Consider the following 18,087-nt stretch of genomic DNA (forward strand, 5'->3'; position numbering starts at 1 on the left):
TCGGTGACGGCCATGACGGTGTAGTACTCGGAGACGCCGGCGTTGGTGATCCAGCGCTTGACGCCGTTGAGGATCCAGAAGTCGCCGTCGCGTACGGCGCGGGTCTTCATGCCGGCGGCGTCGGAGCCCGCGTCGGGCTCCGAGAGGGCGTAGGAGAACATGGCGTCGCCCTTGGCGAGGGGGGCGAGGTACTTGGCCTTGAGTTCCTCGGAGCCGGAGAGGATGACCGGCAGCGAGCCCAGCTTGTTGACCGCCGGGATCAGGGAGGAGGAGCCGCAGGCGCGGGCGACCTCCTCGATCACGATCACGGTCGCGAGGGCGTCGGCGCCCGCGCCGCCGTAGCTCTCGGGGACGTGGACGGCGTGCAGGTCGGCCGCGACCAGCGCGTCCAGGGCCTCCTGCGGGAACCGGCCCTCCTCGTCCACCGCCGCGGCGAACGGCGCGATCTTCGCCTCCGCCAGCGCACGGACCGACTCACGGAGCATGTCGTGCTCCTCCGCCGGGCGATACAGGTCGAAGTCCTTGGCCATGGTCTGGAGCTCCCCTAGCAATGCTTGTGGCACTTTGGCACTGAGTACCCTCAGCAAAACACACTCAGTGCCATGATGCTAGTGGCCCGGTGAGAACCAGCCGCTCAGCGCGCGGTACGTGGGCGGGTCGTGAGGACCACCGCCGCGGCGAACAGCACCACGTTCTTCACCACGAACTCGCCGACCATCGTCAGCAGCAGCGGATTGGCGTGGTCGAAGGCCAGGTTCGGGGTGACGAGCAGCACGGCGAAGGTGCCGAGCAGATGCCCGCCGAGCGCGGGCAGCAGCAGGGCCTGGGCCCGTCCGCTGATCAGCCACACGCCGAGGACGATCTCGGCCCAGCCGAGCGCCGGGACGAACCAGCCGCCCGTGTCGAACGGCATGACGTCGACGACGAGCTGCGCCGCCGGGCTCATCCCGATCGCCTTCAGCACCCCGAACCAGACGAACACCCCGCCGAGCCCGCCCCGCAGCAGCACCAGGCCGAGCCGGTGCAGACGCGGCGCGAACCGCTCGAACAGGGCGACGGGCGCGGCCGGGGGAGCCTGCGGGGTCTGCGCGGTCGGGGACGTCGTACGGGCGGGCTTGCGGGTGGACGGGGTCACCTGCGAGGAAACGGTCATGCGCGGCCACTCCAAACGGATCGGTGCGGGATCGGTGAGGTCGGGGCGGACGCGCGGCGCCGACGGCCCGGGGCGGGCCGGGGCCGCGTGTCCTGGGGGAGCGTCCGGCGGCCGGCGGCCCACGACGCCCCTCGGGAACGGGGGCGGCCGGGGTGGCCGGGATGACCGGGGCGGACCCGGGGGGACCGGGTCGGCGGTACGGGAATGCGGGGTGCGGGCCCGGGGAGCCCGGGTCGGCGGTGCGGAAAAGCGGGGTGCGGGCCCGGGGAGCCGGGTCGGCGGTGCGGAAATGCGGGGTGCGGGCCCGGGGAGCCGGGTCGGCGGTGCGGAAATGCGGGGTGCGGGCCGCGGGTGCGGACTGCGGGGTGTTGGTGCGCGGGTGCGGGCCGCAGGGTGCGGGGTGCGGTGCGGGCCGCGGGTGCGGGCCGCGGTTGTGCGGGGGCCGGGGCGGGGGCTGCCGCGGTCGGGGCGGCCGCCGCGGCTCCCGTGTCGGGAACCGGCCACCCCGCCGCGCCCGGCGGTGCGCCCCGCCCCGGCGGCGGGACCGGGTGCCACCCTCCGGCGGTACGGCGTACCCGTCCACCCGGCGGTACGGCGTACCCGCCCGCCCGGCGGCGCGGCCCCACCGGTCCGCCCGGCGGCGCGGTCTCCCGCCCGTCGGCGGGCGGGACAGCGCCTGGTGCCGACCCACGCTAGCCACTTCCCGGGCGCCACGGCGACGCCCATCGACTCCTTGCATGCCTCCGATGGAAGAAGCCGATAGGCCGTTGCCCCACGCGAACGGATCTCGCCAGCCTGAGGTCTGTTCGAACTGTGTCCGATCGTCTCGATCGTCTGGATCGAGACGTCCGCGCCCGCCCCGCACCACACGCGAAGGAATCCAGGGATGTCTCAGCGACCCGTCTCCACCGCCCCGATAGCCCCCGCGGCCCGCGCGCCGCTGACCCGGCGCCGGGTGCTCACCGCCTCCGCCGCCGCGGCCGGCGCCTTCGCGCTCGCCTCGGGGACCGGCACCGCCTGGGCGGAGGCCCCCGTCGCACGGTTCGAGGCGGAGACCCGCACCGGCCGCCGGGCGCCCGGCGCCGTCGCCGAGCCCAGCGTCGTGGTGCGCTGGAACCAGGCCGCCATGGACGCGATCCTCGGCCGCTACCAGGCCGCCGGCAACCGCTTCGGCCCCGCCACCGTCAACGCCCGCGCCCTCGCGATCATCCACAACTGCGTCTACGACGCCTGGGCCTGCTACGACCGCGTCGCCACCGGCACCCGCTACGGCGGCTCCCTGCGCCGCCCCCGCGCCGAGCGCACCCTCGACAACAAGAACGAGGCCATCAGCTACGCCGCCCACCGCGCCCTGCTCGACCTCTTCCCCGAGTACAAGGTCGCCATCGACTCGATGCTGCGCAGCCTCGGCTACGACCCGGCGCTCACCGACCCGGCCCCCAAGAGCCCCGCGTGGATCGGCCGCCGCACCGCCCAGGCCGTCCTCGACTACCGGCACGCCGACGGCGCCAACCAGCTCGGCACCCCCGCGTACACCGACACCACCGGGTACCAGCCGAAGAACCCGCCGCAGACCGCCGGCGCCTTCGACCCGTCGATCGTCGTCGCGCCCGAGCACTGGAGCCCGCTGATCGTCGGCGGCAAGACCCAGCGCTACCTCACCCCGCAGTTCGCCGTCATGAAGCCCTTCGCGCTCAGCCGCCCCGACCAGTTCACGGTCGCGGCGCCGCCCGCGTACCCCTCGGTCCGGATGACCGCCGCCATCGAGGAACTCCTCGACATCAGCGCGAACCTGACGGACGAGCAGAAGTGCGTCGCCGAGTTCTGGCTCAACGACGACGTCACCCCGCCCGGCGCCCAGCAGATGTGGGGCCGCTACGTCTCCGCCCGGGACGGCCACGACGTCGACGAGGACGCCAAGCTGTTCTTCGGCCTCAACATGGCCGAGTGCGACGCCGCGATCGGCTCCTGGGCGGTCAAGGCCCAGTACGACTTCGCGCGGCCCTCCACCCTCATCCCGTACGACCGGCGCGGTCAGCGGATCCAGGCCTGGGGCGGCCCCGGCCGGGGCGCCGTCGCCATGGACGGCGTCGACTGGCAGGCGTACGTGGCCGTGCCGCCGTTCCCGGCCACCGTCTCCGGACACAGCACCTTCTCCGGCGCCGCCGCCGAGTTCCTGCGCCGCTTCACCGGCACCGACGCCTTCGGCGACTCGTACCGCTTCAAGGCCGGCGCCTCCACCGTCGAGCCCGGACTGACCCCGCGCACCGATGTCGTCCTCACCTGGTCCACCTTCAGCGAGGCCGCCCACCAGGCCGGCATCTCCCGGGTGTACGGCGGCATGCACTGGAGCTTCGACAACGAGCCCGGCATCGAGATGGGCCACAGGATCGGCCGGGTCGTGCACCGCCAGGCCGAGTGTTACTTCACCGGCACGCACCGCTGAGGAGACGAACGATGACCCAGACCCAGAACGCCACCCCGCCCAGAACGGGCAGCGGCGCCCCGCCGTTCCCCGGTGCCAGGGCCACCGTCCTCGGCACCCTCGCCACCGCCGTCTCGCTGCTGGTCCTCGTGGCGCTCGGCGAGGCCACCGGGAACCTCCTGATGATCGCGCCGCTCGCCGCCACCGCGATGATCATCTGTAGCACGCCCGCGCTGCCGCCCGCCCAGCCCCGCAACGTGCTCCTCGGCCAGGTCGGCTCCGGCGCCCTCGGCCTCGCCGCCGTCGCCCTCTTCGGGCACAACCTGTGGGTCGCGTCCGTCGCCGCGGGGCTCAGCGTCGGCCTGATGCTGCTGCTGCGCGCCATCCATGCCCCGGCCGCGGCCACCGCCGCCCTCGCCGTCCTCCAGCACCCCGCGCCGCTGCGCTTCCTCGTGCTCCTCACGATCGGCAGCGTCCTGCTGGTCCTCCTCGGCCTGCTCGCCTCCAAGGCCGCCGTGATCGCCAAATACCCGACGTACTGGTGGTGAGCCCGATGAACCGAGAGACCCTGCTCGTCAGCGCCGAGGCCGTCCAGGAGCATCTCGTACGGCCCGCCGGACTCGTCCTGGTCGAGATCACCGACGGCGGCAACGACGGCGGCGGCCGCCCCGGCCGCATCCCCGGCGCCGTGCGCCTCGACTGGACCGGCGACCTCCAGGACCCGGTACGCCGGGATCTCATCGGCCCGGAGGCCTTCGCGGAACTCCTCGGCCGGCACGGCATCGGCGCCGACGACACCGTCGTGTTCTACAGCGGCAACAACAACTGGTGGGCGGCGGCCGGGTACTGGCAGTTCCGCCTCTACGGCCACCGCGAGCTGCGGATCCTCGACGGCGGGCGGGCCCGCTGGGAGGCGATCGGCGGCGCCCTCACCACCGAGGCGCCCGAACGGTCCGCCACCCGCTACCCCGTACCGGCCGGGGCGGACGAGTCCATCCGGGCCCGCCGCGACGACGTCCTCGACCACATCGGGCGCCGCACCCTGCTCGACGTCCGCTCCCTGGAGGAGTACCTCGGGCAGAGCAACACCCCGCCCGGCGTACCCGAGGACACCGGCGTCCGCTGCGGCCACGCCCTCTCCGCCGAGCACCTGCCCTGGCACACCGCCATCCACCCCGACGGCACCTTCCGCGACGAGGACGAGCTGCGCGCCGCCTACGGCGTCCTGCCCGCCGACCGGACCACCGTCGTCTACTGCCGGGTCGGCTGGCGCTCCGCCCACAGCTGGTTCGTCCTGCACGAGCTGCTCGGCCTGCCCGACGTGCGCAACTACGACGGCGCCTGGCGGGAGTTCGGCTCGCTCATCGGCGCGCCCATCGTCAACGGCCCCCAGCCGTGGGGCCCCGACGGCATCCCGTCGATCGTCGCCCAGCGCGCCCCCTCGGAGGTCACCGCCCGTGCCTGACGTCACCGTCTTCCGCGATGTGCTGCGCAACGGCTTCGAGCAGACCGACCTGGCCTGGGTGCCGTGGGCCGAACCCGGCCGCGAGGGCGTCGAGTTCGTCGTCCTGTGGGGCCCCGGCCACGCGGGCGAGGAAGACTCAGCCTCCCTCCTCCTCCGCTTCCCGCCCGGCGCCCACGGCGACTTCCACGAGCACCTCGGCCATGAGCTGATGCTGGTCCTCGACGGCACCCTCGACCACAGCGACGGGCGCCGCTTCCACCGCGGCGACCTGGTGATCGAGGAGCCGGGCACCCGTCACCAGATGTCCAGCGCGACCGGCTGCACCGTCCTCGCGGTCCGCGCCCGCCCGGCGTCCGCGCGGACGCCGCTGCCCGGCGAGATCACCACCGGCGTCGGCGCGGGCGCGCCCGCCGACGCGGCCTGACTCCGTCCGGCCACCACCGCCCGACGCCGGGCCGCCGCCGAGACGGCGGCCGGGCGCCGCGGCCGGCAGCCGGGCCGCCCGAGCCGGAGCCCGGCCGTCCCGGCCGGGCACGCCGGGACCGTCCCGCCGCACGCCGCCGAACGCCCCGCGCGCCGCGCACGAACCGGCGCGTCGACGCCGCGCCCACCTGCGCGTCCCGCGCGCCTCGCGCGCGCTGCGCGGCGCCGGGCATCTCGTACGCCCAGCGCAACCCCGTACACCTCGCGCACTCTGTGCGTCCCGCACACCCGACCCACCCGGCACGCCTCGTACACCCTGTGCGTCCCGCACACCCGGCACACCCCGACACACCCCGTACGACCTGTGCGCCCCGCACACCCGACCCACCCGGCACGCCTCGTACACCCTGTGCGCCCCGCACACCCTGCACACCCCGACACACCCCGTACACCCTGTGCGCCCCGCACACCCCGTACGACCTCGCGGCCACCCGCACCCTCCAACGAGCCCCACGGCACCGTGCGTCCCGCACACCCCGCATCCGCACCGGCATTGGAGCCACCATGCATCCCTCGTACAGTCCGGGCAGCGACAGTCCGCGCCGGGTCCTGCTCACCACCGGATCCTCCGACGCGCACACCTGGAACCTCGTCCACCTCCAGTTGTTCCTGGAGGAGCACGGGCACTCCGTGCTCAACCTCGGACCCTGCGTGCCCGAGCGGCTGCTCGTCGACACCGCCCGGATGACCCACCCCGACCTCGTCGTGCTGTCCTCCGTCAACGGACACGGCCACCAGGACGGGCTGCGCGCCGCGCGGGCCCTGCGCGCGGACCGGCGCACCCAGGACATCCCGATGGTCATCGGGGGGCTCCTCGGCATCTCGCCCGAGGGTGCCGAACAGCGCACCGCCGAACTGCTCGACGCCGGATACGACGAGGTGTACGCCGACGGCACCGGCCCCACCGCCCTGCTGCGGCGGCTCGGCGAGGTCGGCGCCCCGCCGAGAGGCGCGTGTACCGGGCGGGCCGCGGCGTGACCCCTGCCGCGCAGCCCGATCTCGGGGCGTTCGTCCAGGAGGCCGCCCAGGCCGGAGAGCTCGTCGTCCAGCCCCGGATGGGCATGGTCGCCCCGGAGGACATGGCCGCCGGCGTCACCGCCGTCGCCGACCTCCCCGAGCGGACCGTGGCCACCCTCACCATCGACAGCTACACCCGGGTCGGGGACCACGCCGCCGCCACCGCCGCCCTGCGCAGCGGGCAGCCCCTCAACGGCTTCCCCCTGGTCAGCCACGGGCCCAGGACCACCGCCCGGGTCGCCTCCGCCGCAGGCCGCCGCACCCCGGTGCAGGTCAGGCACGGCTCCGCCGACCCGATGGCCATCTTCCGCACCATGACCGCCGCCGGGCTCGCCGCGAGCGAGGGCGGCCCCGTCTCGTACTGCCTGCCCTACGGCCGTACCCCGCTCGCCCGGTCCGTCGCCGCCTGGCGGGACTCCGTGCAGTTCCTCACCGAGGAGAGCCGGAACCAGGGCCGTCGCGCCCACCTGGAGTCCTTCGGCGGCTGCCTCCTCGGGCAGCTCTGCCCGCCGTCGCTGCTCGTCGCCGTCTCCGTCCTGGAGTGCCTGTTCTTCGCGCAGAACGGCGCCACCAGCGTCTCCCTCTCGTACGCCCAGCAGACCCACGCCGCCCAGGACGCGGGCGCCCTCGCCGCGCTGCGGACGCTCGCCGACGAACTGCTGCCGCCCGCCGTGGACCGGCACCTCGTGCTCTACACGTACATGGGCGTCTATCCGCGCACCGTGCCCGGCGCCCGGCTGCTGCTGCGCCGCAGCGCCGAACTCGCCGTACGCGGCGGGGCCCAGCGGCTGATCGTGAAGACCGAGACCGAGGCGCACCGCATCCCCACCGTCCAGGAGAACCTGACCGCGCTGAGGGTCGCCGCCGACGCGGCCCGCGCGGCCCGGGCCCGGCCGCACGCCGCCCGACCGCCGGGCACGGGCCCGGCCGGGGCGGACGCCGAGGAGATCCTGGCCGAGGCCCGCGCCCTGGTCGGCGCCGTCCTCGCGCTCTCCGACGACATCGGCGGCGCGCTCCTGAAGGCCTTCGACCGGGGCCTGCTCGACGTCCCGTTCTGCCTGCACCCGGACAACCGGGGCGAGGCCCGCTCGGCCGTCGCCGCCGACGGCCGGCTCCAGTGGACCGACCTGGGCGCGCTGCCGCTGCTCACCACCAGCCGGAGGACCACCCCGATGACCTCGCGTCAGCTCGCCGGGATGCTCGGTCGGGTCGCCCGCGAGCACGACCTGGCGGCCGAGACCGACCCGCCGCCCGAGCCCGCGCCGCCGCCGGTGCAGCGCTGCCTCGCGGACCCGGTCCGCCCGCCGCTGCGGGTGGCCTTCGTGGGCATGGGGCCGCGCGGCCTGTCCGTACTGGAACGGCTCGCCGCCCACTGCGCGGAGCACCCGCCGGGCCGCCGGATCGAGGCGTACGCGATCGATCCGCACGAGCCGGGGGCGGGCAGGATCTGGCGCACGGAGCAGTCGCCGTGGTTCCTGATGAACACCCCGGCGCAGGAGGTCACGATGTTCTCGGGACCGGCGGACGCGGGCCCGCACCGGCCCGGCGCGGGTCCCAGCCTCGCCGAGTGGTGGGCGGAGGACGACCCGGAGCACGCGGAGCCGGAGGGGTACGCGCCGCGCCGGGTCTACGGCCGCTACCTGACGTACGTGATGGAGCGCGTCGAGGCGACCCTGCCGCCGTGCCTGACGGTGCACCGCGTCCCGGCCCGGGTGATCTGCGCGGACCGGGCGGAGGGCGCCGGCGACGGCGCGGGGGGCCCGGGGATCGCGGCGGGCATGGGCGGCATGGGCGGCATGGGCGGCGCGGGCGGCGCAGGCGGCGCGGGCGGCATCGGCTCCGTCGGCTCCGTAGGACCCGTTGGCTCCATCGGCTCCGTCGGCCCCGTCGGCTCCGTCGGCGACAGGACGCACCGGCTGCGCCTCGACCGTGGTGACGTCCTCACCGTCGATCGGCTGGTGCTCACCACCGGCCATCCGCTCAACGAACCCGACGCGCGGCAGCGCGAGTGGCTGCGCTTCGCCCGGACCCACTCGACCCCCGCCCGCCCCGTCCGGTACGTGCCCGGCGGCTCCGCCGACGAGATGCCGCTGGCCGATATCCCGGCGGGCGCGAGCGTCGGCGTCATCGGCATGGGGCTCACCTTCTACGACGTGCTGGCCGAGCTCACCCTGGGGCGCGGCGGCACCTTCACGGAGGGCGGCGACGGGCTGCTCTACCTGCCCAGCGGCAAGGAGCCGAGGATCCACGCCGGTTCGCGCGGCGGGGTGCCGCTGCTCACCCGGGGCGCCAACCAGAAGGCGCCGACGCACCGTTACCGTCCGGTGCTCTTCACGCCGGAGCGGATGGCGCGGCTGCGCGCCGGGCACGCGCCGCTCGACTTCGAGCGGTCCGTGCTGCCCTGGCTGCTCGCCGAGGTGAACATCGTGCTGCTCGCCACCCGGATCCGGCAGGTCCACGGGCCCGACGCGGCCCGGGAGTTCACCGAGCGCGCGGAGGAGGCGCCGGACCGGGCGCCGGAGCCGGCGGCGCTCCAGCGGATCGCCGCCGGCTACCGGATCGACCCGCTGCCGCTGACCGGTCTCGACGCCCTGGCCCGGCCGTTCGGCGAGCGCAGGTTCGGCTCGCCTGCCGAGTTCCACAAGGTGCTCACCGAGTGGCTGCGCGCCGATCTGGGCGATGCCCGGCTCGGCAACGCCGACGGTCCGATGAAGGCGGCGGCGGACGTCCTGCGGGACGTGCGGCAGACCATCCGTTCGGTGGTGGACTTCGGCGGGCTCACCCCGGACTCGCACCGCTGGTTCCTCGCCGCGTTCGGGCCGGTCGCCTCGCTGGTGTCGACGGGCCCGCCACCGCTGCGGTCCGAGCAGTTCCTGGCGCTCCTCGCGGCCGGGGTGCTCGAACCGGTGGGTCCCGGCGCCCGGTTCGGCGCCGATCCCGTCGAGGGACGCTTCACGGTCGAGTCGGACCGGGTGGAGAACTCGTGGACCGCGCTCGACGTCCTCGTGGACGCCCGGGTCCCCGCCACGGACCTGACCGCCGACCGCGATCCGCTGATCCGGGGCCTGCTGGCCGACGGGCGGGTGCGGCCCTTCGTCAACGCGGCGGAGCGGCCCGAGGGCGGTACGGCGGAGTTCGCGACGGGCGGCATGGACTGCACCGACGCGCCGTTCCACCCGGTCGGCGCGGACGGGGAGCCGGACCGGGCCACGCATGTGCTCGGCATCCCGAGCGAGCACACCCGCTGGTTCACCCAGGTGGGCAGCGGGCGCCCCGGCCCGTGGGGCTCCTTCGTCAAGGACGCCGACGCCATCGCGTCGGCGCTGATGGGAGCGGCGGAATGAGCGTGACCGTACGGCACGGCGCCGCGTACGCCGAGCATCGCGCGACGGCGGCGCACGAGGAGTACCGGGCCGCCCGGGACCTGCTGCTGCGGCTGCGCGGCGACCGGGAGGCGGCCTCGGCGGCGTTCCGGTGGCCGCGGGCCCGGCACTTCAACTGGGCCCTGGAGTGGTTCGACGTCGTCGCCGAGGGCAACGCGCGGACCGCCCTGGAGATCCTCGGCCGCCCGGCGCCGGACGGCTCGGTCCCGGTGGCCGACCGGGTGACCTTCGCCGAACTCGCGGCCCGCTCGGACGAGTTGGCGGTGTCCCTTGCGGAGGCGGGGGTGCTGCGCGGCGACCGGGTGCTGATCCTGCTCGGCACCCGTACGGAGCTGTGGGAGACGCTCCTCGGCTGCATCAAGCTGGGCGCGGTCGTCGTCCCCGGCTACCAGGACCTCACCCGCGACGAGGCCGCCGACCGGATCGCGCGGGGCGGCATCCGGCATGTCGTCTGCGCACCCGAACTCATCTATCTGCTGGGCGAGTTGCCGATCCCCGGGCTGCGGATGGCGCCGGGCGCGGCGGGGGTGCCGGGCTGGACCGCTTACCCCGACACCCGCGACCCCGACCGCCGCCGCCCCTTCCTCCCCACCGTCCCGACCCCCTCGGCCGATCCGTCCTTCTGCTACTTCACCTCCGGTACGACCTCGCTGCCGAAGCTGGTCGAGCACTCCCACGCCGGGTACGGCGTCGGCCACCTCTCCAGCCTGTACTGGAGCGGGCTGCGCCCCGGCGACCGGCACCTCAACCTGTCCGCGCCCGGCTGGGCCAAGCACTCCTGGTCCAGCTTCTTCGTCCCGTGGACGGCCGGCGCGACCGTCGTCGCGCCCCCGGACGGCGGCCTCCCGCCGTCCGTCCTGCCCGGGATCCTCGCCACCCTGCGGATCAGCAGCCTCTGCGCCCCGCCGAGCGCCTGGCGGGCGATGCTGCCGTACGTGACGGAGGGCAGGGGCGCGCCCCGGCTGCGGGAGGCGACGGCGGCGGGGGAGCCGCTGACGGCCGAGGTGACGGACCGGATCGAGGTGGCCTGGGGGGTCAGGGTCAGGGACGGCTACGGCCAGACCGAGGCCACCGCCCTCATCGGCCGCACCCCCGACACCCCGCCCCCGCTCTCCCCGCTGGGCCACCCGCTGCCGGGCTACCGCATCGTGCTGCGCGACCCGGAGACGGGTCTCGCGGGGGAGGCGGGGGAGGTGTGCGTCGACCTGACGGAACGTCCGCCGGGGCTGATGCGGGGGTACGTCGACCGGGCGCCGGGCGATCCGGGCTCCGGCGACTCGGCGGAGGACGCCCGTACCGCGGCCGTCTTCGCCGACGGCCTCTACCGCACCGGCGACCGGGGCGAGCGCTGCGCCGACGGGTCGATCCGGCTGCTCGGGCGGATGGACGAGGTGTTCAAGTCGTACGGTCACCGGGTCTCCCCGATGGAGATCGAGGCGGTCCTGCGCACCCACCCGGCGGTCGCCGACGCGGCCGTGATCCCCTGCCGCGACGAGTTCGGCGGCCTCGCCCCGTACGCCGTGGTGGAGACCCGTAACACCTACCCTCCCGAGCTCCTGGAACGGGAGTTGATCGCCCTCGCCGCGAAGCGCCTGGCCCCGGTGTTCGTTCCCCACGGCGTGGACGTACTCCCGGCCCTGCCCCGCACCCGCTCGGGCAAGGTGCGCAGGGGGGCGCTGCGGCCGGGCGTGGGGGTGGTCGGCTAGCGCGTGCCCCGGCCGTCAGGCCGTCCCGCCCGCCCCGCGTTCCGCCGTGCGCAGCAGCACCGTGGCGACGGCGCGGGCGCGGACGGCGGCTTCGGTGGTGCCTTCGCGGAGGGCCGTGACGATGGCGCCGTCGCCGAGGAGGGCGAGTTGGCGGGCGAGGGTCTCGTGGTCGCGGTAGCCGCCGTCGGCGAGGAGGCCGTCGAGGCGGGCGATGACGCGTTCCTTGTGCTCGGCGGCGACGTGGTGGGCCGGGCTCTCGGGGTCGGCCGTCTCGACCATCGTGTTGATGAAGGCGCAGCCGCGGAAGTCGGCCGAGGCGAAGCGCTCGGCGAGTCCGTCGAAGAGGGCGAGCGGCAGCTCCTGCGGGTCGCGGCCGCTGGCCTCGATCCGGCCGTCGAGCCAGGCCCGCCACATGCCGTCGCGGCGCCGCAGCACCTCGACGACCACGTCGTCCTTGCTGGGGAAGTGGCGGTAGAAGGAGGCGCGTCCCACCCCGGACTCGGACAGGATCCGCTCGATGCCGACGGCCCGGATGCCCTCCTCGTAGAAGAGCCGCTCCGCCGCGCTGAGGAGCCGTTCTTTAGCGTTCGTGGCCATACCAGACGGTACCACTCGGTTCCGTAGCGGAGGGCTCCCCGTACCGGACCCACCGCCTCCCGTTGCGCGAGACGGAACCGATCGGTACCGTCAGGATGGTACCGATCAGTTCCGTCTTTGGTCCGGCTCAAGGAGAGCTCCATGCCCCGCCTGCCCCAACTGACCGTCGACACCGCCAACGAGGAGCAGCGCGAGCTGCTCGAAGGCACCCTCAAGCAGCTCGGCAAGCTGCCCAACCTCTACGCCGCCCTCGCCAACGGCCCGGCCGCGCTGCGCGGTTACCTCGCCCTGCGCGAGTCCCTCGTCGGCGGCGCCTTCAGCGCCCGGCAGCGCGAGCAGCTGGCGCTCTACATCGCCCAGCGCAACGACTGCACCTACTGCGTCTCCGCGCACACCCTGCGCGGCGGCAAGGTCGGCCTGAGCGAGCAGGAGCTGCTCGACACCCGCCGCGGCGGCGACGCCGGCGACCCGCACATGGACCAGGTGCTGCGGATCACCGGCGCGATCATCGAGAGCGGCGGCCGGGTGAGCGACGCCGCCCTCGCCGACGCCCGCGCCGCCGGCGTCACCGACGCCGAACTGGCCGAGATCGTCGGACATGTGGCGCTCAACGTGCTGTCCAACTTCTTCAATCACGTTGCGCAACCGGAGTTGGACTTTCCGTTGGTCCCGGCCCAGCTCGCCGAGTAGAGTCCTTCGCGGCCGACCAGGGGTGCCGGCGCGCGAGGGAGCGTGCCGGCACCCCTGTGGTGTCGACAGACCGACTGGGGCGATCGAACGGGTGGCGTGACCTGCCATCCGAGTGCCGGCTGCCACCGGTGGGTGGCGAGGGGGTTGTTCACGTGGACATCGACGCAAGAACCCTGAGAACGTTTCGCGAGGTGACCCTGACCGGGTCCTTCACCCAGGCGGCCCGCCGCCTCGGGTACTCGCAGTCCAGCGTCACGGCGCAGATGCGTGCCCTGGAACGCCAGATCGGGGAGCCCGTCTTCGAACGGCTGCCCAGCGGTGTGCGCCTGACCCGCGCCGGCACCGTCCTGACCGAGTACGCGCGCCAGATCCTCACCCTCGTCGGCGAGATGGAGACCGCCTTACGCCGCCCCGCCGCCAATCCGCCGCGGATGACCGTCGGCATCGTCCCCGCCCTCGCGTACGGGCAGCAGCTCGCCCGGGTGACCCACATCGGCCGACGGCTGCTCTCCGGCGTCCAGTTGGCCCTGCGCGTCATGGGCACCGCCGAGATCCACGACGCCTTCCGCGCCGGAGCCATCGACGGCGCCCTCGTCCTCACCGTCGTGGAGGCCGAGGACCCCACCGCGCAGCCCGCGGGACTGCCCGACCAGCCGCGCGCCGAACGACCGGACGACTTCACCGAAGTACGGCTCCAGGAAGTCGAGTTCGTGCCCGTCACCGGCGTCTCCCGGGCCCGCGGGCGCGCCTCGGCGGGCCGTCAGGTGGTCATCGCGGACCCCGACTGTCCCTCGCAGCGCTGGCTGCCCGAATTCCTCCGGCTCCGCTCCGACGGACCGCCCGAGATCCATGAACTCGGCTCCATGGCCGGAGTCCGCGCCGCCGCCCAGTCCGGGCTCGGCTGCGCGATGCTCCCCATGGCGCTCGCCGCCTCCCCGCGCGAGGCCACCGGACTGCGCCCGCTGCCGGGCGTCCCCCGGATGCGCTGGAACGCCTCGCTCGTCTCCGCCCGCGCCGACGACCGTCCCGCGCTCGACTGGGAGAACCTCACCGAGACGCTCCGTCAGGCCACCGCCCTCGCCTGCGCGGTCTACCCGGGCCATCACGAGGACCCGGGCGTGCTCCCCGCCCTCGACCCGGGCGTCGCGGGCCGGCCCGCCCCCTAGGGCGTATCCCTGGAACGGGTGTCACGGCGCACCGCCCCCTCCCCGGACCCAAACCCCCGACCGGGCCCCGAGGGCGGCGGTGCGCCGTGGCACCTCTCGCCCGCTAGAGGTCGAACTCGTGCGGCGGCAGGTCCAGCGCGAAGCAGGCCTCGCGGACCACGGCCTGCTCGGTCTTGTCGAAGTCGCCGTCGGCGCCGCCGATGACGATGCCGATCTGCACGACCGCGCGGGCCTCGGCCGGCTTCTTCTTCGCCTTGGCGATCTCCTGGAGCACGCTGACCTTGCCGAAGTCGAAGTCGGCGGCCAGCTTGTCGAGGTTGGCGTCGAAGCGGCGCTGCAGATCGGTCGCGTCGAAGTTCTGCAGCACCTCGTTGGACGCGATGAGCTGGGCGACACGGCGCCGCTCGGCCGGGTCGATCGAACCGTCAGCCGCCGCGACCAGGGCGCACATCGCCATGCTCGCGTCGCGGAAGGCGCCGCTCTTGAGGTCGTTCTTCTTCGCCACCAGCTGGGTCTGCATCGTCGATGCGGACTCCTTGATGCGGTCCCACAGGGCCATGTGCGCGCACTCCATACGTCGGTTAATTCTACTGGCCTGTAGAACGTACCAGGGGAGCGGTCGGTTCCCGCCGCTGCCTACGATGACGGCATGCCGGAACGTCAAACACACGAGCGGACCCCGGGCCCGCCCGAACTCGCCGCCGCGGCCGCGGTCTTCGCCCTGCTCGCCGACCCCACCCGCCTCCAGCTCGTCTGGCTGCTCACCAGGGGCGAGGCCGACGTGAGCGCCCTGACCGAGGCGTGCGGGGCCTCCCGGCCCGCGGTCAGCCAGCACCTGGCCAAGCTGCGGATCGGCGGCCTCGTCCAGTCCCGCAGGGACGGCCGGCGGGTCGTGTACGCGATGCCGGACGGGCACCTCAGACGGCTGGTGGTCGAGGCGGTCAGCCGGGCCGACCACGAGGTGAGCGGAGAGCCCTGGCACGACTGAGGGGGCGGACATCCGGCCCGCCCGGCCTGGCGGCCATCTGGCGTCAACATGTGCGCAAGCGCGCACATGTCCGCTACCGTGGAACCGTGCTGTCCGTCCTGCGCCACCGCACCTACCGGCACCTCTTCGTCGCCCAGACCGTCGCCCTCCTGGGCACCGGCCTCGCGACCGTCGCCCTCGGCCTGCTCGCCTACGACCTCGCCGGGGCCGACGCCGCCGCGGTCCTCGGCACCGCCCTCGCCCTCAAGATGTGCGCGTACGTAGCCGTCGCCCCCCTCGCCGCCGCGCTCGCCGCCCGCGTCCCCCGGCGGGCCCTGCTCGTCTCCGCCGACCTCGTCCGGGCCTGCGCCGCGCTCACCCTGCCCTTCGTCGACCAGGTCTGGCAGATCTATGGCCTGATCCTGCTCCTCCAGGCCGCCTCCGCCACCTTCACCCCCGTCTTCCAGGCGACCGTCCCCGACGTCCTGCCCGAGGAACGCGCCTACACCGAGGCCCTGTCGCTCTCCCGGCTCGCCTACGACCTGGAGAGCCTCGTCTCACCGGTGCTCGCCGCCGCGCTCCTCGCCCTCGTCCCGTACCCCTGGCTGTTCACCGGCACCGCCGCCGGCTTCCTCGCCTCCGCGCTGCTCGTCCTCTCCGTCGCCCTGCCCAGGCCGCCCGCGCCCCGCGCACACCCGGCGGGACGCCGCTCCGGGACCTTCGGCCTCGGCGCCCGCCTCTTCCTCGCCACCCCGCGCCTGCGCGCCCTGCTCGCCCTCGACCTGGCGGTGGCCGCGGCGGGCGCCCTGGTCCTGGTCGGCACCGTCGTCCTGGTCCGCGACACCCTGGGCCGGCCCGCCGGCGACGTGCCGCTCGCGCTCGGCGCGTACGGAGCGGGCTCCATGGGCGTCGCCCTGCTGCTGCCCCGGCTCCTCGACCGGCTCGACGAACGCCGGCTCATGCTCGCCGGGGCCCTCGCCCTGCCCGGCGCCCTCGGCCCGCTCGCCCTGCTGCTCGCCGCCCCGCCGGGCGCCTGGACCTGGCCGGGACTGCTCGCCGGCTACCTCCTCGTCGGCGCCGCCACCTCCGCCGTCCTCACCCCCAGCGGGCGGCTGCTGCGCCGCTCGGCCGCCTCAGGCGACCTGCCCGCCGCCTTCGCCGCGCAGTTCTCGCTCTCGCACGCCTGCTGGCTGCTCGCCTACCCGCTCGCCGGGCTCCTCGTCACCCGCGCCGGACCCGCGCCCGCGGCGGCGGTGCTCGCCGGGCTCGCCCTGCTCGGCGCGCTGGCCGCGGCCCGCCTCTGGCCCCGCGCGGACCCCGTCGACCTGGCGCACGTCCACCCCGAGCTCCCGGCCGACCACCCGCACCTGGCCGGAGCCCCGGGACCCCACACCCACGCCTTCCACATCGACGCCCTGCACCGGCGCTGGCCGGCGCCCGCCCCGTAACACCGGGGGAGTGGCGCCCGGGAACGCCGAACGGCGGCGGGGCTCTCGCCCCGCCGCCGTTCGCGTCGGTCTCTTCGGTCCGTCAGTCGGTTCAGACCGCCGGAGCCGGGAAGGTCGGGTACTCGACGCCCGAGACGTGCTGGACGACCCGGATGACCTGGCAGGAGTAGCCGAACTCGTTGTCGTACCACAGGTACAGGATCGCGTTGTCGCCGTCGACCTTGGTCGCGCCGGCGTCCACGATCGACGAGTGGCGCGAGCCCACGAAGTCCATCGAGACGGCGTCGGGAGCCGTGGTGAAGTCGATCTGGCGCTTCAGCGGCGAGTGCAGCGAGACGTCGCGGAGGTACTCAAGGACCTCCTCGCGGGTGGTCTCGCGGCCCAGCCGCAGGCTGAGGATGGCGATCGAGACGTCCGGGACGGGGACGCGGATCGAGCTGCCCGTGATCGGGGCCTTCAGCTCCGGCAGCGCCTTGGCGACGGCCGAGGCGGCACCGGTCTCGGTGATCACCATGTTGAGCGGCGCGGACCGGCCACGGCGGTCGGCCTTGTGGTAGTTGTCCAGCAGGTTCTGGTCGTTCGTGAACGAGTGGACGGTCTCCACGTGACCGCGCAGCACACCGTACTCGTCGTCCATGGCCTTGAGCGGCGGGACGATCGCGTTGGTGGTGCAGGACGCGCAGGAGATGACCTGCTCGTCCGGCTTGATCGTGTCGTGGTTGACGCCGTGCACGATGTTCGGGACGTCGCCCTTGCCCGGAGCCGTCAGCACGACCTTGTCGATGCCGGGGCGCAGGTGCTTGGACAGGCCCTCGCGGTCGCGCCACTTGCCGGTGTTGTCGATGAGGATGGCGTTCTCGATGCCGTACGCCGTGTAGTCGACCTCGGAGGGGTCGTTGGCGTAGATCACGCGGATCGAGTTGCCGTTGGCGACGATCGTGCTGTTCGCCTCGTCGACGGTGATGGTGCCCTGGAACTGGCCGTGGATCGAGTCGCGGCGCAGCAGCGAGGCGCGCTTGACGAGATCCTGGTCACCGCCGCCGCGCACGACGATGGCGCGCAGCCGCAGACCGTTGCCGGAGCCGGCCTTCTCGATGAGCAGCCGCGCGACCAGGCGCCCGATGCGGCCGAAGCCGTACAGGACGACGTCACGGCCGTCGCTCCGCGCGATCTTGTTGGCGCCGATGGCACCGGCGACGGCGTCGGCGGTGAACTCCGCCACCGAGAGACCGCGGTCGTCGGCCTTGTACTCCGCCGCCAGCATGCCGATGTCGATCTGGGACGGGCCCAGGTCCAGCGTGGTCAGCGCCTCCAGGAACGGCAGGGTCTCGGTGACCGAGAGCTCCTCGCCGTCGATCTGGCGGGCGAATCGGTGGGTCTTGAGAATGCTGACCACCGACTTGTTCACCAGGGAGCGGCTGTGGAGGAGGACCGTGACGTCCTGCTCGCGGTGCAGCTTCCCGATGATCGGAATCATGGACTCCGCGATCTCCTCGCGGTGCTTCCAGTTGGTGAACGAGTCCTCGTTGACAGTCACAGTGCAACTTTCGAGCTAGGCAGTGCTCATATGCTAACCCGACCGCCATC

16 protein-coding genes are annotated in these 18,087 nt (G+C 74.3%); 11 read left to right on the forward strand and 5 right to left on the reverse strand.

What is annotated here, in order from left to right:
- On the reverse strand, window positions 1-530 hold a 530-nt coding region (locus ABTZ54_RS28800; RefSeq protein WP_351668629.1), incomplete at its 3' end, for an acyl-CoA dehydrogenase family protein.
- A 104-nt stretch (window positions 531-634) separates the two neighbouring features.
- Window positions 635-1,153 (reverse strand): hypothetical protein, encoded by a 519-nt coding sequence (locus ABTZ54_RS28805; protein WP_351668631.1) that lies wholly within the window; start codon window positions 1,151-1,153, stop codon window positions 635-637.
- Window positions 1,154-2,039: 886 nt separating this feature from the next.
- Here ABTZ54_RS28805 and ABTZ54_RS28810 point away from each other — a divergent pair.
- The 7 genes from ABTZ54_RS28810 to ABTZ54_RS28840 all read left to right on the forward strand — a co-directional run bounded on the left by ABTZ54_RS28810 (window position 2,040) and on the right by ABTZ54_RS28840 (window position 11,632).
- On the forward strand, window positions 2,040-3,599 hold the full coding sequence (locus ABTZ54_RS28810; RefSeq protein WP_351668633.1) for a vanadium-dependent haloperoxidase: 1,560 nt from the start codon (window positions 2,040-2,042) through the stop codon (window positions 3,597-3,599).
- An 11-nt stretch (window positions 3,600-3,610) separates the two neighbouring features.
- Entirely contained in the window at window positions 3,611-4,126 is a 516-nt protein-coding gene (locus ABTZ54_RS28815; protein WP_351668635.1) for an HPP family protein, read from the forward strand.
- A gap of 5 nt (window positions 4,127-4,131) precedes the next feature.
- Window positions 4,132-5,043 (forward strand): sulfurtransferase, encoded by a 912-nt coding sequence (locus ABTZ54_RS28820; protein ID WP_351668637.1) that lies wholly within the window; start codon window positions 4,132-4,134, stop codon window positions 5,041-5,043.
- On the forward strand, window positions 5,036-5,467 hold the full coding sequence (locus ABTZ54_RS28825; protein ID WP_351668639.1) for a cupin domain-containing protein: 432 nt from the start codon (window positions 5,036-5,038) through the stop codon (window positions 5,465-5,467). Before ABTZ54_RS28820 ends, ABTZ54_RS28825 begins: the two co-directional genes overlap by 8 nt.
- Before the next feature lie 563 nt (window positions 5,468-6,030).
- Window positions 6,031-6,504, forward strand: a complete 474-nt coding sequence (locus tag ABTZ54_RS28830; protein WP_351668641.1) for a cobalamin B12-binding domain-containing protein — start codon at window positions 6,031-6,033, stop codon at window positions 6,502-6,504.
- The gene (locus ABTZ54_RS28835) at window positions 6,501-9,887 is read left to right on the forward strand and encodes an FAD/NAD(P)-binding protein (protein WP_351668643.1); all 3,387 of its coding nucleotides are present in this window, start codon (window positions 6,501-6,503) and stop codon (window positions 9,885-9,887) included. The genes ABTZ54_RS28830 and ABTZ54_RS28835 overlap by 4 nt, the downstream gene beginning before the upstream one ends.
- Window positions 9,884-11,632, forward strand: a complete 1,749-nt coding sequence (locus ABTZ54_RS28840) for an acetate--CoA ligase (RefSeq protein ID WP_351668645.1) — start codon at window positions 9,884-9,886, stop codon at window positions 11,630-11,632. Before ABTZ54_RS28835 ends, ABTZ54_RS28840 begins: the two co-directional genes overlap by 4 nt.
- A 15-nt stretch (window positions 11,633-11,647) precedes the next feature.
- On the opposite strand, the gene ABTZ54_RS28845 is transcribed toward ABTZ54_RS28840, so the two are convergent.
- The gene (locus tag ABTZ54_RS28845) at window positions 11,648-12,229 is read right to left on the reverse strand and encodes a TetR/AcrR family transcriptional regulator (RefSeq protein ID WP_351668647.1); all 582 of its coding nucleotides are present in this window, start codon (window positions 12,227-12,229) and stop codon (window positions 11,648-11,650) included.
- A gap of 141 nt (window positions 12,230-12,370) precedes the next feature.
- Here ABTZ54_RS28845 and ABTZ54_RS28850 point away from each other — a divergent pair, with 141 nt between their 5' ends.
- The gene (locus ABTZ54_RS28850) at window positions 12,371-12,919 is read left to right on the forward strand and encodes a carboxymuconolactone decarboxylase family protein (RefSeq protein WP_351668649.1); all 549 of its coding nucleotides are present in this window, start codon (window positions 12,371-12,373) and stop codon (window positions 12,917-12,919) included.
- A 152-nt stretch (window positions 12,920-13,071) separates the two neighbouring features.
- Window positions 13,072-14,085, forward strand: a complete 1,014-nt coding sequence (locus ABTZ54_RS28855) for a LysR family transcriptional regulator (protein WP_351668651.1) — start codon at window positions 13,072-13,074, stop codon at window positions 14,083-14,085.
- A gap of 103 nt (window positions 14,086-14,188) precedes the next feature.
- Here ABTZ54_RS28855 and ABTZ54_RS28860 read toward each other — a convergent pair whose 3' ends face one another.
- Entirely contained in the window at window positions 14,189-14,644 is a 456-nt protein-coding gene (locus ABTZ54_RS28860; RefSeq protein WP_351668653.1) for a tellurite resistance TerB family protein, read from the reverse strand.
- A gap of 90 nt (window positions 14,645-14,734) precedes the next feature.
- Between ABTZ54_RS28860 and ABTZ54_RS28865 the strand changes: the two genes are divergently transcribed.
- Complete coding sequence (locus ABTZ54_RS28865) at window positions 14,735-15,073, forward strand: ArsR/SmtB family transcription factor (RefSeq protein WP_351668655.1); 339 nt, start codon at window positions 14,735-14,737, stop codon at window positions 15,071-15,073.
- Window positions 15,074-15,159: 86 nt separating this feature from the next.
- Complete coding sequence (locus ABTZ54_RS28870; RefSeq protein WP_351668657.1) at window positions 15,160-16,500, forward strand: MFS transporter; 1,341 nt, start codon at window positions 15,160-15,162, stop codon at window positions 16,498-16,500.
- A 91-nt stretch (window positions 16,501-16,591) separates the two neighbouring features.
- Here the strand turns inward: ABTZ54_RS28870 and ABTZ54_RS28875 are convergent, their stop codons facing one another.
- Window positions 16,592-18,037: a glyceraldehyde-3-phosphate dehydrogenase gene (locus ABTZ54_RS28875; protein ID WP_351668659.1), complete on the reverse strand. Its 1,446-nt coding sequence runs from the start codon at window positions 18,035-18,037 to the stop codon at window positions 16,592-16,594.
- Window positions 18,038-18,087: the final 50 nt, after the last annotated feature.

The organism is Streptomyces sp. NPDC094032 (genome assembly GCF_040303965.1).
In the GTDB taxonomy this organism is placed as follows: Bacteria; Actinomycetota; Actinomycetes; order Streptomycetales; family Streptomycetaceae; genus Streptomyces.

Bases quoted from the DNA above. Each gene is read 5' to 3' on its own strand.
- ABTZ54_RS28805 (WP_351668631.1), bottom strand. From the start codon at position 1,153: ATGACCGTTTCCTCGCAGGTGACCCCGTCCACCCGCAAGCCCGCCCGT.
- ABTZ54_RS28810 (WP_351668633.1), top strand. From the start codon at position 2,040: ATGTCTCAGCGACCCGTCTCCACCGCCCCGATAGCCCCCGCGGCCCGC.
- ABTZ54_RS28815 (WP_351668635.1), top strand. From the start codon at position 3,611: ATGACCCAGACCCAGAACGCCACCCCGCCCAGAACGGGCAGCGGCGCC.
- ABTZ54_RS28820 (WP_351668637.1), top strand. From the start codon at position 4,132: ATGAACCGAGAGACCCTGCTCGTCAGCGCCGAGGCCGTCCAGGAGCAT.
- ABTZ54_RS28830 (WP_351668641.1), top strand. From the start codon at position 6,031: ATGCATCCCTCGTACAGTCCGGGCAGCGACAGTCCGCGCCGGGTCCTG.
- ABTZ54_RS28840 (WP_351668645.1), top strand. From the start codon at position 9,884: ATGAGCGTGACCGTACGGCACGGCGCCGCGTACGCCGAGCATCGCGCG.
- ABTZ54_RS28845 (WP_351668647.1), bottom strand. From the start codon at position 12,229: ATGGCCACGAACGCTAAAGAACGGCTCCTCAGCGCGGCGGAGCGGCTC.
- ABTZ54_RS28850 (WP_351668649.1), top strand. From the start codon at position 12,371: ATGCCCCGCCTGCCCCAACTGACCGTCGACACCGCCAACGAGGAGCAG.
- ABTZ54_RS28860 (WP_351668653.1), bottom strand. From the start codon at position 14,644: ATGGCCCTGTGGGACCGCATCAAGGAGTCCGCATCGACGATGCAGACC.
- ABTZ54_RS28865 (WP_351668655.1), top strand. From the start codon at position 14,735: ATGCCGGAACGTCAAACACACGAGCGGACCCCGGGCCCGCCCGAACTC.